Annotated in this window: 10 protein-coding genes and 1 riboswitch; of the genes, 5 read left to right on the top strand and 5 right to left on the bottom strand. The window is 71.2% G+C overall.

Features of this window, described 5'->3' with window-relative positions:
- Positions 1-342 precede the first annotated feature (342 nt).
- A complete protein-coding gene (locus FGD71_RS13230) occupies positions 343-696 on the top strand; it encodes a hypothetical protein (RefSeq protein ID WP_119100615.1) in 354 nt (117 codons plus the stop codon).
- 97 nt (positions 697-793) lie between these two features.
- Here the strand turns inward: FGD71_RS13230 and FGD71_RS13225 are convergent, their stop codons facing one another.
- Positions 794-1,966 carry a C40 family peptidase gene (locus FGD71_RS13225; protein WP_119100614.1) on the bottom strand — a complete coding sequence of 391 codons (1,173 nt, stop codon included), beginning with the start codon at positions 1,964-1,966 and terminating at the stop codon, positions 794-796.
- Between the two features lie 7 nt (positions 1,967-1,973).
- Positions 1,974-2,146, bottom strand: a riboswitch (cyclic di-AMP (ydaO/yuaA leader).
- A 498-nt stretch (positions 2,147-2,644) separates the two neighbouring features.
- On the opposite strand from FGD71_RS13225, the gene pcrA reads away from it, so the two are divergent.
- Positions 2,645-5,131, top strand: coding sequence for a DNA helicase PcrA (gene pcrA / locus FGD71_RS13220; protein ID WP_119100613.1), 2,487 nt, complete (start codon positions 2,645-2,647; stop codon positions 5,129-5,131).
- Between the two features lie 77 nt (positions 5,132-5,208).
- Here pcrA and FGD71_RS13215 read toward each other — a convergent pair whose 3' ends face one another.
- A complete protein-coding gene (locus tag FGD71_RS13215) occupies positions 5,209-6,819 on the bottom strand; it encodes a M23 family metallopeptidase (RefSeq protein WP_240436563.1) in 1,611 nt (536 codons plus the stop codon).
- Positions 6,820-7,057: 238 nt separating this feature from the next.
- Positions 7,058-7,975, bottom strand: coding sequence for a lipase family alpha/beta hydrolase (locus tag FGD71_RS13210; RefSeq protein WP_119100611.1), 918 nt, complete (start codon positions 7,973-7,975; stop codon positions 7,058-7,060).
- Between the two features lie 476 nt (positions 7,976-8,451).
- On the opposite strand from FGD71_RS13210, the gene icmB reads away from it, so the two are divergent.
- The gene (gene icmB / locus FGD71_RS13205; protein ID WP_119100610.1) at positions 8,452-8,868 is read left to right on the top strand and encodes a coenzyme B12-dependent isobutyryl CoA mutase small subunit; all 417 of its coding nucleotides are present in this window, start codon (positions 8,452-8,454) and stop codon (positions 8,866-8,868) included.
- A gap of 229 nt (positions 8,869-9,097) precedes the next feature.
- Here icmB and FGD71_RS13200 read toward each other — a convergent pair whose 3' ends face one another.
- Positions 9,098-10,714, bottom strand: coding sequence for a DUF5691 domain-containing protein (locus tag FGD71_RS13200; RefSeq protein WP_119100609.1), 1,617 nt, complete (start codon positions 10,712-10,714; stop codon positions 9,098-9,100).
- Positions 10,715-10,790: 76 nt separating this feature from the next.
- Positions 10,791-12,143 (bottom strand): SWIM zinc finger family protein, encoded by a 1,353-nt coding sequence (locus tag FGD71_RS13195; RefSeq protein WP_119100608.1) that lies wholly within the window; start codon positions 12,141-12,143, stop codon positions 10,791-10,793.
- A 144-nt stretch (positions 12,144-12,287) separates the two neighbouring features.
- Here FGD71_RS13195 and FGD71_RS13190 point away from each other — a divergent pair, with 144 nt between their 5' ends.
- Both FGD71_RS13190 and FGD71_RS13185 read left to right on the top strand, forming a co-directional pair.
- The gene (locus tag FGD71_RS13190) at positions 12,288-13,478 is read left to right on the top strand and encodes an ATP-binding protein (RefSeq protein WP_119100607.1); all 1,191 of its coding nucleotides are present in this window, start codon (positions 12,288-12,290) and stop codon (positions 13,476-13,478) included.
- Complete coding sequence (locus tag FGD71_RS13185) at positions 13,475-15,940, top strand: DUF5682 family protein (protein WP_219925788.1); 2,466 nt, start codon at positions 13,475-13,477, stop codon at positions 15,938-15,940. Before FGD71_RS13190 ends, FGD71_RS13185 begins: the two co-directional genes overlap by 4 nt.
- Positions 15,941-15,947: the final 7 nt, after the last annotated feature.

Raw genomic sequence — 15,947 nt, 5'->3', positions numbered from 1 at the left:
CGGCGGCCCGCACAGGGGGAGCGGGCCGCCGCCGGACCTTTCTCGGCGGTGGTGTCCGGCTGCCGCCCCTGGCCGGGCGGCGGGTGGGACGCCGGTCACCTGGTGAAGGACGCTAAACCTGAGAGTGAGGGGTTGGTAACGCCATGTACGGAACTGGCGGGAGCGAGTCGCGCACTGAACGGATGCGACCGTGATCCTGGCCTGCCGCCGACGAGTTGGCGAGGAGCGGTGACCGATCCGGCGGTTGCGGGGGCGGGGTCGGCGCGGCGCTGCTATGGGCCCGCCGAGGGGTACGGGGGCCGTGCGAGGCGGCCTCAGAGCCTGCGATTAGGCTCCGGCGTCATGGACGTACTCATCCATCTCTTCGTGGCGCTGCACATCATCGGCATCGCCTCACTCCTCGGCGGCTTCCTCACCCAGATGAAGGCGATGGGTGAGGGAACGGCCCGCTTCAGCCCCGCGATGCTCCACGGCGCCCTGACCATGCTGGTCACCGGCGTCGTCCTGGTGGGCCTCAACCAGGCCGACGACCAGCCCGTCAACAACATCAAGATCGGCGTGAAGCTGGCGTTGCTGATCGTGATTCTCGGGCTCGTGTACGTGAAACGGGACGAGGAGAGGGCGGAGAAGGGGTTGTTCGGGTTGGTGGGCGGTCTGACCATCGCGAACATCTTCATCGCGGTTCTCTGGACCTGACAGGGACCAGAAAGCAGCCGCCCCTCGCCGGGGCCCGGGCGTCACCAGGTGATGCCCACGCGCGCGTGCCGCATGAAAGCCCGCACGCGCGCGTGGCTCACGCCGGGCGGACGACGCTGTGGATCGGCATGTAGTAGATCGACTCCTCGCGGACGTACTCCCCCGGCTTCGGGGCGTGGACCATCATGCCGTCGCCCTTGTAGATGCCGACGTGGCTGATGTCGTCGTAGAAGAAGATGAGGTCGCCGGGCTGGGCGTTGGCGACCGATACCGTCGTGCCGACGTTGACCTGGTCCCAGGTGGTGCGCGGGAGGGTGACGCCGGCGGCCTTCCAGGCGGCCTGGGTGAGACCGGAGCAGTCGTAGGAGTCGGGGCCGGTCGCGCCCCAGACGTACGGCTTGCCGGTCTGGGCCTCGGCGAAGGCGAGCGCCTTCTCGCCCTTGGAGGTGGAGGTGGAGGTGCTGGTCCCCGCGGTGCTGCCCGAGCCGGTGGAGGTGCCCGAGCCGGAAGCGCCGGCCGCTTCCTGCTGGGCCAGCTGCTCCTGGCGCTGCCTCTCCTCCTCCGCGGCGGCCTGCTGCCGCGCCAGTTCCTCCGCCTTGCGCCGGGCCTCCTCCTGCCTCTTCTTCTCGATCGCCGCGAGCCGCGCCTTCTCCTCGGCGGTCAGCTGGGAGAGCAGCTCGCGCGCCTCGGCGAGCTTCCGCTGGACCTCCGCCTTGGAACTCTTCAGGGTGCTCTGCGTCTTGTTGAGCGTCTCCAGGCTCTCCGTGGCCTCCTGACGCTTCTTCGTCGTCGCGGCCTGCTGCGTCGCGTAGTCGTCGACGGCCTGCTTCTGGCGGCTGGTCAGCCGGTCCATCAGCTGGGTCTGGTCGAAGTAGTCCTGCGGGTCGTCCGCGAGCAACATGGTCGCGGTGCCGGGGGCGGAGGCGCCGGTGCGGTACTGCGCGGCCGCGAACTCACCGAGTTCCTCGCGCGCTTCGTTGAGCTTCTGCGTGCGCTCGGCCACGTCGTCCAGGAGGGTGTCGACGCGCTTGCGCTGCTTTGTGGTCTTCTCCTTGGCCCCGTTGTACTTCTCGGTGGCCGTCTCCGCCTGCTGGTAGAGGTCGTCCACCTTTTTCTGGACCTCGTCGAGGCTCGGCCTCGGCTCCGCGGCGGGCGAGGCGTTCGCCGACTGCGAGAGCAGGGCCACCGAGGTGAGGGCGGCGGTGGCCAGGGCAGGGGTCCGTATGCCCATGGGACTACTGGGGGTCCGCAATTTGCGGTGCGACGCCACGAGGGCGACTCCTTCCGTCGTCCGCCTACCGAGTTAGCTGTCGGGTTCGGGCGGGTGCTCCGGAAGGTTTGCCCTACGGTCCTTGCTCCCCTGAGGGAGTTGGACCGATTCACCCCAAGGTCATTGGGTCCCCGGCTCCGTCGGCCCAGAAGGGCGTACCGGACTCAGCGGAGGCCGCACGGCCCGGCGACGTTCGCCGGTGGGTGTCGAGCGGCCCACTGGAAAGTTAGCCAACGGGTGTGGCTCCTGTGAAGGTTGGTGAGCGAATTGCCCGATACGTTTTCGTGACCTTTTCCTCAACCGCCGCTTACCGAGGTCAATCCGGGAGGGTCTGCGGCCAGTTGCCCCGGAGTGACGGAGTCCCCCCGATTTCGGGGTACTAGGGCCGAGTCGACCCGGCCGAGGGCGTCCCGGCGCCGACGCGCGGGCTCAAGGGGGCGCATGGTACTTACGGTACGTATGGTGCAACCTGTGCGCCGTGCCCGACGCCCCCCGGCCCGGCGCCGCAAGATCGGCGTACGAGCTCTCTACCCCGTTCGTCGCCGAAAGTAACAGGGCAACGATGGAGGGTGAGGGGGCTCGGCGGGTCCCGGTCCGCGCCGAGTTCTGCGCGGAGTCCTGGCGGAGTTCTCAGGGGGGCGGCGAGGTGTCAGTGCGGGAGCCTAGACTCGGAGAGCGATGAGCAGCCTCTTTGATGACAGCTTCCTGGCGGACCTCAAGCCCTCGCAGGCCCACGAGGAAGAGCCCCCGCCGCCGCCCGAGGACGAGGCGCCGGAGCCGGTTCCGGACGACCTGTTCGGCGGCCGCTTCGACGTGCCGCCGAACCGGGACGAGTACTACCGCGACGGCGCCCCGCGGCCGCACGTGGACGCCGCGGCGCTCCTGGAGGGGCTGAACGAGAACCAGCGCGCGGCCGTCGTGCACTCCGGCGCACCCCTGCTCATCGTGGCCGGCGCCGGCTCCGGGAAGACCCGTGTGCTCACGCACCGGATCGCGTATCTGCTGGGCGAGCGGAAGGTGCACCCGGGCCAGATCCTCGCGATCACCTTCACCAACAAGGCCGCCGGTGAGATGAAGGAGCGCGTCGAGCAGCTCGTCGGCCCGCGTGCCCACGCGATGTGGGTGATGACCTTCCACAGCGCGTGCGTCCGCATCCTGCGCAGGGAGTCGAAGAAGCTCGGCTTCACCTCGTCGTTCTCCATCTACGACGCCGCCGACTCGAAGCGCCTCATGGCCCTGGTCTGCCGTGATCTCGACCTCGACCCGAAGCGCTTCCCGCCCAAGTCCTTCAGCGCCAAGATCTCGAACCTGAAGAACGAGCTGATCGACGAGGAGGACTTCGCGAGCCAGGCCGCCGACGGCTTCGAGAAGACCCTCGCCCAGGCGTACGCGCTCTACCAGTCGCGGCTGCGCGAGGCGAACGCCCTCGACTTCGACGACCTGATCATGACGACGGTCAACCTCCTGCGCGCCTTCCCGGACGTCGCCGAGCACTACCGCCGCCGCTTCCGCCACGTCCTCGTGGACGAGTACCAGGACACGAACCACGCGCAGTACGCCCTCGTACGGGAACTCGTCGGCACCTCCGAGCACCCCGTGGACGTACCGCCCAGCGAGTACGACGTCCCGCCCGCCGAGCTGTGCGTCGTCGGTGACGCCGACCAGTCCATCTACGCCTTCCGCGGCGCGACCATCCGCAACATCCTCCAGTTCGAGGAGGACTACCCGGACGCGACGACGATCCTCCTGGAGCAGAACTACCGCTCCACGCAGACGATTCTCAGCGCCGCCAACGCGGTCATCGAGCGCAACGAGAGCCGCCGCCCCAAGAACCTGTGGACCAACGCGGGCGCGGGCGCGCAGATCACCGGCTACGTCGCCGACACGGAGCACGACGAGGCGCAGTTCGTCGCCGAGGAGATCGACCGGCTGACGGACTCCGGTGACGCGAAGGCGGGCGACGTCGCCGTCTTCTACCGGACGAACGCGCAGTCCCGTGTCTTCGAGGAGATCTTCATCCGGGTCGGCCTGCCCTACAAGGTCGTCGGCGGCGTCCGCTTCTACGAGCGCAAGGAGGTCCGGGACGTCCTCGCGTACTTGAGGGTCCTGTCCAACGCCGAGGACTCCGTCCCCCTGCGCCGCATCCTGAACGTACCCAAGCGCGGCATCGGCGAGCGCGCCGAGGCGATGATCGACGCGCTCGCGTCGCGGGAGAAGATCAGCTTCTCGCAGGCGCTGCGCCGCGTCGACGAGGCGTACGGCATGGCGGCCCGCTCCACGAACGCCGTCAAGCGGTTCAACACGCTGATGGAGGACCTGCGGACCATCGTGGACTCGGGCGCCGGTCCGGCCACGGTCCTGGAGGCGGTGCTCGAACGCACCGGCTACCTCGCCGAGTTGCAGGCCTCCACGGACCCGCAGGACGAGACCCGCATCGAGAACCTCCAGGAACTCGCCGCCGTGGCCATGGAGTTCGAGCAGGAGCGCGCGGAGGGCGAGACAGGCACGCTGTCCGACTTCCTGGAGCAGGTCGCTCTCGTCGCCGACTCCGACCAGATCCCGGACGAGGAGGAGGACGGCTCCGGCGTCATCACGCTCATGACCCTCCACACCGCCAAGGGCCTCGAATTCCCCGTGGTGTTCCTGACCGGCATGGAGGACGGCGTCTTCCCGCACATGCGCGCTCTCGGCCAGACCAAGGAACTGGAGGAGGAGCGGCGGCTGGCGTACGTCGGCATCACGCGCGCGCGGGAGCGGCTGTACCTGACACGGTCGACGATGCGCAGTGCCTGGGGGCAGCCCTCGTACAACCCGCCGTCCCGCTTCCTGGAGGAGATCCCGGACACGCATCTGGAGTGGAAGCGGACGGCGTCCATGGGGTCGATGGCCGCCGGCCCGGTGGCCGGGGTGGCGGCCTCCCTGTCGTCCTCCCGCTCCCGGTCGGCGGCCTCGGGCGCGTCCGGCTTCGCTACGCGGCGTGGCGGCGCCACCGAGAAGCCGGTGGTGTCGCTGGCGGTGGGTGACCGGGTCACGCACGACCAGTTCGGGCTCGGCACCGTGGTCGGCGTGAAGGGCACAGGGGCGAACGCGGAGGCGACGATCGACTTCGGGGAACCGAAGCCGAAGCGACTTCTTCTGCGGTACGCGCCGGTGGAGAAGCTCTAGTAACGGGGCCGCCGGCCGATTCCGAGGGGCTATGGGCGGGGCCCCGGGGACGGCCACCGCGGCAACGGACGCGTTGCTCAGTTCGGGTTCAAGCCGTGGCTGCGCAGCCACGGCAGCGGGTCGATCGCGTCGCCGCCGCCCGGATGTACCTCGAAGTGGAGATGCGGGCCGGTCGAGTTGCCGGAGTTGCCCGAGAATGCGATCGGGTCGCCGGCCTTCACGGCGGTCCCGGAAGCGACCTTGTAGCTGGAGAGGTGGCAGTACCACGTCTCCGTGCCGTCCTTGGCGGTCACGACCGCCATGTTCCCGTACGCGCTGTTCCACTCCGTACGGATCGTGCCGTCGGTCGCCGCCATCACGGTCGTGCCGTACGAGACGGGGAAGTCTATGCCGGTGTGTACGGACATCCAGTTGATGCCGGACTGGCCGTAGTAGGCGCTGAGCCCCTTCTGGGCGACCGGCAGCGCGAACTTCGGACGCAGACGCTCCTTGCGGGCCGCCTCGGCCGCCGCCCTCTTCTTCTCGGCCTCCTGCTGGGCCTTGAGGTCGATACGCTCCTGCGTGCGGCTCGCGCGGTCGGCGAAGTCGTCGGCTCCCGCGGAGAGGCTTTCGAGCTGGGTGTCCAGTTTGTTGTTGGCGGCCGACGGCTTGACGGCGCTCGCGTCGGGCGCGGCGGTCGTCTGCGGGGCGTCGCTCTCGCTTCCGGCGCCCACGGACGCGGCCGCGATCCCGGCCACCCCCACCACACACGCGGAGGGCACGACGACCGTCAGCAGCGCGGAACGCTTGGGCGGAGTGCGACGGCGGGAACGGGCGGCTCCACGGCCTGCACTGCGGGAGGCCGAACGTGGGGCCGGGGCGACGATGGTGGCGGCGACGGGGCTGATCTCCTCGACCCCTTCGACATCGTCGAACGGCGGGAAATCCTCGTGCGTGCCCGTGCTGCCCGTGCCCGGGTCGGCGCTGGTGGCGCTGTCCGGGTCGTCGGAGGAAGTGAAGTCGCCCTCGGCGGCCATCGGTTCGTCGTACCCGATGTGCTCGAAGGCGGCTGTGGCCTGCTGGTCGTAGGACTCGTGCTCGTAGGACTCGTGCTGGTCGTAGGACTCGTGCGGCTGATGGTCGCCGTCGGAGTTCCACGCCGTCGCGTCGTACGCGCCCGTGTCGAAGGTCTGCGTGCCCCACTGCTGGTTCTGGTCGACCGGCTCGGCCTGGTGCCAGGCGTTCGCGTCCCACTGGCCGGTGGCTTCGGGGCCGGGGGCCTGGGTCGGGATCTCGGCGAGCTGCTGGTAACCGGTGGCCTCCGGCCAGATACCCGTCGTCTCATAGCTGCCGGTGTCGTACGCGGAGAGGTGCTGGGCCGTGTACGGGTCGTAGTGCGGCGTCTGGTGGTGCTCGCCGAGCGTCTCGTGGGAACCGTTGGACCACTGAGTGGCGTCGTACGAACCGGTGCCGCTGCCCGGCAGGTCGCCGAAGAGGGGGTCCGTCTCGAAGGCTGTGGTCGCGTAGGTGCCCGTCGTGTCGTAGGCGCCCGTGGCGGTCGCGTCAAAACCAGTGGTGGAGTAGCCGTCGTACGTGGTGAAGTCGCCGTACTGGGATCCCTGTTGACCGTAGGACGCGTAGTGCGCCGAGGCGGCATCGGGAGCCGGAGCCGGGGGAGTTGCGGTCCCCGACGGGTGACGGTCGTTCACCAACTTCTCTTTCGCCTCGACGACAGGGGCTGGCAGAGCAGTGCGGTGACTGTACCCGGCAGTACGCGGGCGCGACAATCTTCGGCAGGTTTCCCCCGCGCAGGAAACGGGCATTCGACCGTCTTTCGGCGGACTGCGGACGCGGCTTTGGCCTGGCGTTCGACGCATGTTCGAAGAATCGGAGATGCTCCGGAACGCTCAGAGGTGTTCGGAGGCGCTCGCCGACACCCGGAGACGTTTATGCCACGGTCAGGCCGTTGGTGTGTGCGGCTGTGCGGGCTCCCGGCTCCTCGGCTTCGAGTGCCTGCCGTATGCCCGCCGCGACGGCCGGATGCACGGGCAGCGCGAGATGGCCGATCCCGCTCACGCGAACGTTCTGCGCGAGCAGGTCGGGATGCTCGATACAGGCGGTCTCCAGCGGGTCCATCAACTGGTCGAGGTCGCTCCAAAAGCTCACGAACCGGGTCCGGCAGTGCGGCGCGCGCTCACGCAGCTCCTCGATCACGGCGGAGCCGGGCCGCATCTGCCGCACGATCGGGTGCGCGTTCATCAGCGGTACGACGGCGGTGCCCGAGTGCGGTGTGCCCAGCGTGACGAGCGTCCGTACGCGGACGTCACCTCCCAGGCGCTGTACGTAGTAGCGCGCGATCAGTCCGCCGAGGCTGTGCCCGACGATGTCCACCTCGTGCCGGCCGGTGCGCTCGCAGATCTCCTCGATGTGCCGGCCGAGCAGTTCGGCCGCGGTGCGTATGTCGCAGGTCAGCGGTGAGTAGTTGAGCGACTCGACCTGCTGCCTGCCGTGCTGGGCCAGCGAGCGGCGCAGCAGCACGAACACGGAGCGGTTGTCTATGAACCCATGCAGCAGTACGACCGGGGGATGGACCGGGACGGGCAGGCGGGAGGCGTCGGACTCGCCGCCGGAGTCGTGGGCGATGTCGTCGGGGTCGAGCCCGGAGCCGGCACCGGTGCGGGTGCCGGGGGCGGGCGATCGCTGCTCCTGGATGATGCCTGAGGGATAGAGGAGCAGATGTCCCGCGAGGATCGCGATCTCCAGGGCCGTCGCCTTCAGGAGAGTCAGTGAGAGTCCCGCCAGTCTGCTGGGGAGCAGACGCTGGCACAGCGGCAGGAACGGCAACACTGCCCTGGTGACCTTCATGGTCGACCTCCCGTCGGCGCACGGAAGGACGCCCCTGTCCCCCGTGTGCCCTCATAGGAAACCGTCACGAGTGAAAACGACGCCGCACAGGCGGCGTGGATGACGCCGGTGCGGCGATCTCGTGGCAGCTCCCTCTGCGCCCGGTCCGGCTGCGGCCCTTGTGTCGCAGATGCGGGATCGGTGCGCTGCGAACTTGTCCCACTGTGTGATTTCCCCCTCGGTATCCACCGTGAAACTGCCGGTTGAGGGATGCTGGCGATAACGTTCGTTCACTTCCCCGGCCGCGCGGTGCGGGGTGCCTGTGCCGCTGGGGTACATCTGAGGTGGAGCGGCCGCGACGCGTCGACGCTGAGCCGACGAGTCGCTGCCATCGCCGCGGGGTGCTATCAGTCGTTACAAGCCGGTACAGGTCGATACAGATCTCTGCAGATCGATTCTCTGCAGACCGGGGCAGTCGGTTCATGGAGGCAGCAGTGATGGGTGTGGCAGCCGGTCCGATCCGAGTAGTGGTGGCCAAGCCGGGGCTTGACGGCCATGATCGCGGGGCCAAGGTGATCGCGCGGGCGCTGCGCGATGCGGGTATGGAGGTCATCTACACGGGCCTTCACCAGACGCCCGAGCAGATCGTCGACACCGCGATCCAGGAGGACGCCGACGCGATCGGGCTCTCCATTCTCTCCGGCGCCCACAACACGCTCTTCGCCGCCGTCATCGCACTCCTCAAGGAGCGCGACGCCGAGGACATCAAGGTCTTCGGCGGCGGCATCATTCCCGAAGCGGACATTCCGCTCCTCAAGGAAAAGGGCGTCGCCGAGATCTTCACACCCGGCGCGACGACGGCATCGATCGTGTCCTGGGTCCGCGCGAACGTGCGGCAGCCGGCCGAGGCGTAGGGCTCCGCCGGGTGGGGTGGGTTTTTCCCTCCCCAACCCCACCCCTTCCCGAAACTGGGGGCTGCGCCCCCAGGCCCCCGGGGTCGTCTTTCGGCTGCGGGTCGGTTGTGGCTGGTCGCGCAGTTCCCCGCGCCCCTGAAGGGCGCGCCCCACTCACCCTCGTTTCCCCAGCGCCCCCTGGAAAGGCGCACCCCCACTCACCGCAGTCGGCCACCGGCAGAAGGCGGGCTCACGACAGTTCGGACCGCATCGCCGCGCGCAAGCGCAACGTGCTGACGAGGCGTTGGAAGGACTCCGCCCAGTAGCCCCCGGCACCGGGCGACGCGTTCTCGGGTTCGTCGGGGACGGCCGTGAGGGCCTCCAGGCGGACCGCCTCCGACGGATCGAGGCAGCGCTCGGCCAGCCCCATGACTCCGCTGAAACTCCACGGATAACTCCCCGCGTCCCGAGCGATATTGAGCGCGTCCACAACAGCCCGCCCCAGAGGCGGAGCCCACGGCACCGCGCACACCCCGAGCAACTGGAACGCCTCGGACAACCCGTGCACCGCGATGAACCCCGCCACCCACTCGGCCCGCTCCTCGCCCCCCAACGTGCCGAGCAACTTCGCCCGCTCGGCCAGCGACACCGCCCCCGGCCCCCCGGCCTCGGGCGCGGTGGGGGCGCCCAGCAGCGCCCTGGACCAAGAAGGATCACGCTGTCGCACCGCCGCCCGGCACCACGCGGCATGCAGCTCACCCTGCCAGTCGTCCGCCACGGGCAGTGCCACGATCTCCTCGGGCGTACGCCCCCCGAACCGCCGCGACCAGGTCCCGAGCGGTGCCGCCTCCACCAACTGGCCCAGCCACCAGGACCGTTCACCCCGCCCCGCCGGAGCCTTGGCCACCACCCCGTCGCGCTCCATGCCCGCATCGCACTCGGGCGGGGCCTCGACCGCGATGGTCGGCGTGCCGCTCGTGTGGTCGACGGCAACGCACGAGCCGGCCCGCTCCGCCATCCGCCCGGCAAGGGCCGAACCCGGCAGTGCGGACAGCAACTCCGCCGCCGTGGCCCGCACATTGCGGCTGCGGTCGGCCAACGCCTGTTCCAGGAACGGCTCGTCCGCCGCGCACAGCCCCGTCCGCAGCGAGTCCAGGAACATCAGCCGGTCCTCGGCCCGCTCCGTCGCCCACGTCGTGGCGAGCAGCTCGCGCGCGGCCGCCGCGTCACGCGCCCGTATCGCCGCGAGGAGCGCCACCCGCTCGGCGAACAGCCCCTCCTGCCACAACCGCTCAATCCGTTCCCGTTCTCCGGCGCCGGGCAGCGCGGCGCCCCCACCCGGTGTCGAACGCAGCGCGAACCGCCAGTCCGGGTTCAGCCGCGCCAGCCACAGCGCACGCGGTCCCGCGAACGCCAGCGCCGCCGGGCGCAGATCCGTACGCCCCCGGGCGGCGTCCAGGAGCGCGGGCAGCGCTTCCGGGGGTGCCGCGAATCCGCGCCGGTTCGCCATCGTGAGCCACTGCGGCAGCAACTCCATGAGATCGGGCGTCGCCCCTCTGCGGCCGCCGCTCCCGGCGCCGGGCCGGTCGGCGAGCAGCATCGACAGCCTGCGCGCCGCCGCGGGCGGTAGCGCCGGCCGCGGGTCCTCCACCGCCGGCGCCAGTCGCGTTGCCGCCCGTCCCGGCCGCAACCCGGCCCTCCGGCGCACCGTCTGCACGGCCGCCGCGTCGAGCAGTGCCCCCGGCGCTTCCCGCCCGGGCGCCACCCCCGGAGGCGTCCGCCGCTCGGTCCCGAGCAGCGCCACGGTCACGAGCTCCTCCCAGGAGCTCCCGGTGGGCGCATCCGTGGGAGTGAGGAGCCTGTTCATGCGCGTCCCTTCCGTACGGAATCGATGTGGCTCGATGGTGGGGAGAGGGCGGGAGGAGAGAGCGGGCGCTGGGACGTCAGCACAGCGTCACCGCCTCCCCGGGGCCCTCCGGCCAGGCCGCGAGCGGAGTGAATCCGCGGTGGCCGCACTCTCCGAAGACCGTGACCGGAGCGCCTCCGGACAGCGAGACCAGGCGCCACAGCCCGGAGCGGGACGACGCGGCGGTGGTGAGGGGCAGCGCCGAGTCGCCGTCCGCGTCGGCGAGTTGCCACGATTCGCCGTCCGGGGTCGGTATGACCCGGCCCAGTGTCACCGGGTGGGCGTCCAGCCACGGGTCGTGTCGAAGGGCCTCGCCGTACAGAGCCGTCGCCCGCGCCACACTCACCCCGGGCGGCCGAAGCACCACCGGCGCCGGAGGCGCGAACTGCTCGCCCAGCGCCGCCCGCAGCTGACCCTCGCCCGGATACGCGGACACCTCCGCGTCCAGGACCAGTCCCACGGGCAGCGCCAGTTCGGGTGCGCGGCCGGCGGCTCCGTACGACAGGAGCAGCACGCTGCGTCCCGACTCCGCGCCGTACAACCAGATGCGGCGCGTCGTGAGGCGGCTGTCCCCCGTGTCGTACTGGGCGAGGACCAGCCAGCGGTCGCGCACCGGCGGGCCGTCCGCCGAGCCGGACAGCCCGATCCGTGAACGGACCGTCGCGCCGAGTCCCTCCGGCAGTCGCTCACGGCGCAGCCAGCCCTGGTCGAGGAGGTGGAGCAGGGCGCACTCCTCGAGCAGCCGCACCGGCCAGCCTGGCCCGGAGGACGGGATCGCCCCCAACTCCCGTACCCGCGCGGCCAGCCCCGGTGCCTGGGCGTCGACCATCCGGGCCGCCGTCTCCTCCCACAGCCCGTACCCCGCCTGCTCGGCCGCCGCCAGACCACCGCGCAGCAGGTCGGTCAGCCGCTGCTCCAGCTCCGCCGCGCCCGCCGTGATCCGCTCGGCCCGCCGCTCCGCCCGGCGCCGCGCCGCCTCCGGATCACCCGTCGAAGCACCGGACGCCCCGCTCGTCGTCCGCTTCTCCTCCGCGCGCCTCCTTCTCCCCTCCATCCACTGCTCGGCCCAGTCCGGCGCCTGCCCCCGCGGCACCGTCCCGTCCTCGCCCGCCCAGAGCAGCAGCAGTCCCAACGCGTGCTTGCACGGGAACTTGCGGCTCGGGCAACTGCACTTGTACGCGGGCCCGGTCGAGTCCGCGATGTCGATGACCGTCTGATACGGCTTGCTGCCACTGCCCCGGCACAGCCCCCACACCGTCCCCTCGTCAGAACTGCCCGCCTCCGACCACGGCCCCGCCGCGCCGAGTTTGCTTCCCGCTTTGCGTGACGCGGCGTCAGGCGCCAGTGCAAGCACCTGATCCGCGGTCCAGCGCACCCCCTGCTGAGTCATGCAATCGAAGGTAGATCCCACCACTGACAATCGACCGCCGCGACCGCGTTTGCGCAGGTCGGAGCGCATTGTCAGTGGTGTGGTGCACGGTGGACACCAGATCCGAACCGGCCGACACCGGCCGAGCTGGAGGGGGACTTAGCCATGCCTGTTTCCGTTGACCAGACGTCCGTCGACCCGAGCCGGAATGAGTCCGCGCCCGCGAACACGAGCGCGAGCGCGGATACGGCCGCGCAGGCGCCCGCGGGCAAGAAGGACGAGGCGCTACGGCCGCACGCCGAGGACGCGTTCGCCGCCGAGCTCGCGGCGCTGGCCGCGCAGGACGACCGCCCGCGCCCGGCCCGCTGGCGGATGTCGCCGTGGGCCGTCGCGACCTACCTGCTCGGCGGCACACTGCCGGACGGCACAGTGATCACTCCGAAGTACGTGGGACCGCGCCGCATCGTCGAGGTCGCCGTCACCACGCTCGCGACCGACCGGGCGCTGCTCCTGCTCGGCGTGCCCGGCACGGCGAAGACATGGGTGTCCGAGCACCTGGCCGCGGCGGTCAGCGGTGACTCGACCCTCCTCGTGCAGGGCACGGCCGGCACGCCGGAGGAGGCGATCCGGTACGGCTGGAACTACGCGCAGTTGCTCGCGCACGGCCCGAGCCGCGACGCGCTGGTGCCGAGTCCGGTCATGCGCGCCATGTCGGAAGGGATGACGGCGCGTGTCGAGGAGCTGACCCGTATCCCCGCCGACGTTCAGGACACCCTCATCACGATCCTGTCGGAAAAGACCCTCCCGATACCGGAACTGGGCCAGGAGGTGCAGGCCGTACGCGGCTTCAACCTCATCGCCACCGCGAACGACCGCGACCGCGGGGTCAACGACCTGTCCAGCGCCCTGCGCCGCCGCTTCAACACGGTGGTGCTGCCGCTGCCGGAGAGCGCCGACGCCGAGGTCGACATCGTCTCGCGCCGGGTCGACCAGATGGGCCGCTCCCTCGACCTGCCGACCGCGCCGGACGGCATCGACGAGATCCGCCGGGTCGTCACCGTCTTCCGTGAGCTGCGCGACGGCGTCACCGCGGACGGTCGTACGAAGCTGAAGTCGCCCAGCGGCACGCTGTCGACCGCGGAGGCCATCTCCGTCGTCACCAACGGGCTGGCTCTGGCTGCCCACTTCGGGGACGGCGTCCTGCGCCCGAGTGACGTCGCCGCGGGCATTCTCGGCGCCGTCGTCCGCGATCCTGCGGCCGACCGCGTCATCTGGCAGGAGTACCTGGAGGCGGTCGTCCGCGAGCGCGACGGCTGGAAGGACTTCTACCGGGCCTGCCGCGAGGTGAGCGCATGAGCGGATTCCTGCCGGAGGCCGCAGCGCCGGAGTCGACGCACGTGGCGGACAGCCGCGGGGGGCACAGTGACGGGCCCTTGCTGCTTGGGGTGCGGCATCACGGGCCCGGTTCGGCGCGGGCCGTGCGGGCGGCGCTCCAGGCGGCGCGCCCTCGCGTGGTGCTCGTCGAAGGGCCGCCGGAGGCCGACGCGTTGATCGCGCTGGCCGCCGACGAGGGCATGCAGCCACCCGTCGCGCTTCTCGCGCATGTGGTGGACCAGCCGGGCCGGTCGGCGTTCTGGCCGCTGGCCGAGTTCTCACCCGAGTGGGTGGCCATCCGCTGGGCTCTGGAGCACGACGTTCCGGCCCGCTTCATCGACCTCCCGGCCACGCACACATTGGTGTGGGGGAGGGAGGACGAGGCGCCGGACGCGTCCGCCACACCGAGCGGACCGGAGGACGCGGCCCAAGCCCCCGGCGAGTCCTCGCCTGACGAAGCCCTCCGGATCGATCCCCTCGCCGTACTCGCCGAGACCGCCGGATACGACGACCCCGAGCGGTGGTGGGAGGACGTGATCGAGCACCGGGGGGTCCAGGACGGGGAGGCGTTCGGTCCGTTCGCGGTGCTCGCTGAGGCCATGGGTGCGTTGCGGGAGGCGTACGGGAGCGGGGGACACGACCGGGACCTCGTGCGGGAGGCGTATATGCGGCTCCAAGTGCGGACAGCACAGCGGGAGTTCGGGGACGACGTGGCCGTGGTGTGCGGGGCGTGGCATGTGCCCGCGTTGCGGCGGAAGGCGACCGTCGCGGCCGACCGTGCCCTGCTCAGAGGGCTGCCCAAGGCAAAGGTCGCCATGACATGGGTGCCCTGGACGCACCGGCGGCTCTCACGGATCAGCGGTTACGGCGCGGGCATCGACTCGCCCGGCTGGTACGGGCACTTGTTCAGCGCCCCCGACCGCCCGATCGAGCGCTGGATGACGAAGGTGGCCGGGCTGCTGCGCGACGAGGACCGGATCATTTCGTCCGCGCACGTCATCGAGGCGGTACGGCTCGCCGACACGCTCGCCGCGATGCGTGGCCGGCCGTTGCCGGGACTGACCGAGACCACCGACGCCGTACGGGCCGTGATGTGCGAGGGCTCGGACGTGCCGCTCACGCTGGTGCATGACCGGCTCGTCGTCGGCGATGTACTGGGCGAGGTTCCCGCGTCGGCGCCGGCGGTGCCGCTGCAGCGTGACCTCGCCCGGCTCCAGCGGCGGCTGAGGCTCAAACCGGAGGCGCTGGAGCGGGAACTGGAGCTCGACCTGCGCAAGGAGAACGACGCCGAGCGCAGCAGGCTGCTGCACCGGCTGCGGCTCCTGGGCATCGAGTGGGGTGCGCCCGCAGAGTCACGCGGAAGCACCGGCACGTTCCGGGAGGCCTGGCGACTGCGCTGGGAACCGGAGTTGGCGGTGCGGGTCGCCGAGGCCGGGGTGTGGGGCACCACGGTGCTCGCCGCCGCGACCGCGAAGGCCGAGGCGGACGCCGTCGCCGCACGCGCCCTGGCCGATGTCACGGCCCTCGCCGAGCGTTGCCTGCTGGCCGAACTCCCGGACGCCCTCCCAGTGGTGATGCGGATCCTCGCCGATCGCGCTGCCCTCGACGCGGATGTGGGCCACCTCGCCCAGGCCCTGCCCGCCCTGGTCCGCTCGCTGCGCTACGGCGACGTACGCGGCACGGGGACGCATGCGCTGGCCGAGGTCGCCGTGGGGCTCGCCGAGCGTGTCTTCGTCGGCCTGCCCCCGGCCTGCGCCGCCCTCGACGCGGAGGCGGCCGAGGAGATGCGGGGACATGTCGACGCGGTGCACGGGGCCGTGGGGTTGCTGGGGGAGGTCGCCACGGCGGCGGTGCCGGCCGGCGAGGCCGACGGCGCGCGTGCCGCGGGGACCCGCTCCGGCATACGCGCCCGTTGGCACTCCGTGCTGCGTACGCTCGCCACGCGCGACACGATCCCCGGAGTCATTCGCGGGCGTGCCGTCCGACTGCTCCTGGACGACGGGGAGCTGGCGCAGGACGAGGCAGCGCGGCTCATGGGGCTGGTGCTGTCGCCGGGGACGGCGCCCGGGGACGCGGCGGCGTGGATCGAGGGGTTCGTCGGCGGGGGCTCCGGGGGCGGGATGCTGCTCGTGCACGACGAGCGGCTGCTCGGGCTGGTCGACGCGTGGCTGACGGGGGTACCGGCGGACGCGTTCACCGATGTGCTGCCGCTGCTGCGGCGCACCTTCTCGGCGTACGAGCCGGGCGTGCGCCGCACCCTCGGCGAGCTCGTGCGGCGCGGGCCGGGCGTGCGGGGGAACGCAGCGCCCACCTCCGCCCCACCGGGCTTCGACCCCGAGCTAGACACCGAGCGCGCGGACGCCGTCCTCCCGGTGCTGCACCTGCTGCTGGGCCTGGACGAGCCGACCGCCACCGACGACAACGACCTTGTGGGGGTGTCCTGATGAGCAC

This window comes from Streptomyces sporangiiformans, from assembly GCF_005768555.2.
Taxonomy (GTDB): domain Bacteria; phylum Actinomycetota; class Actinomycetes; order Streptomycetales; family Streptomycetaceae; genus Streptomyces; species Streptomyces sporangiiformans.
Note: the sequence above shows the minus strand (reverse complement) of the source record. Positions and strands in the feature narration are given on the sequence as shown.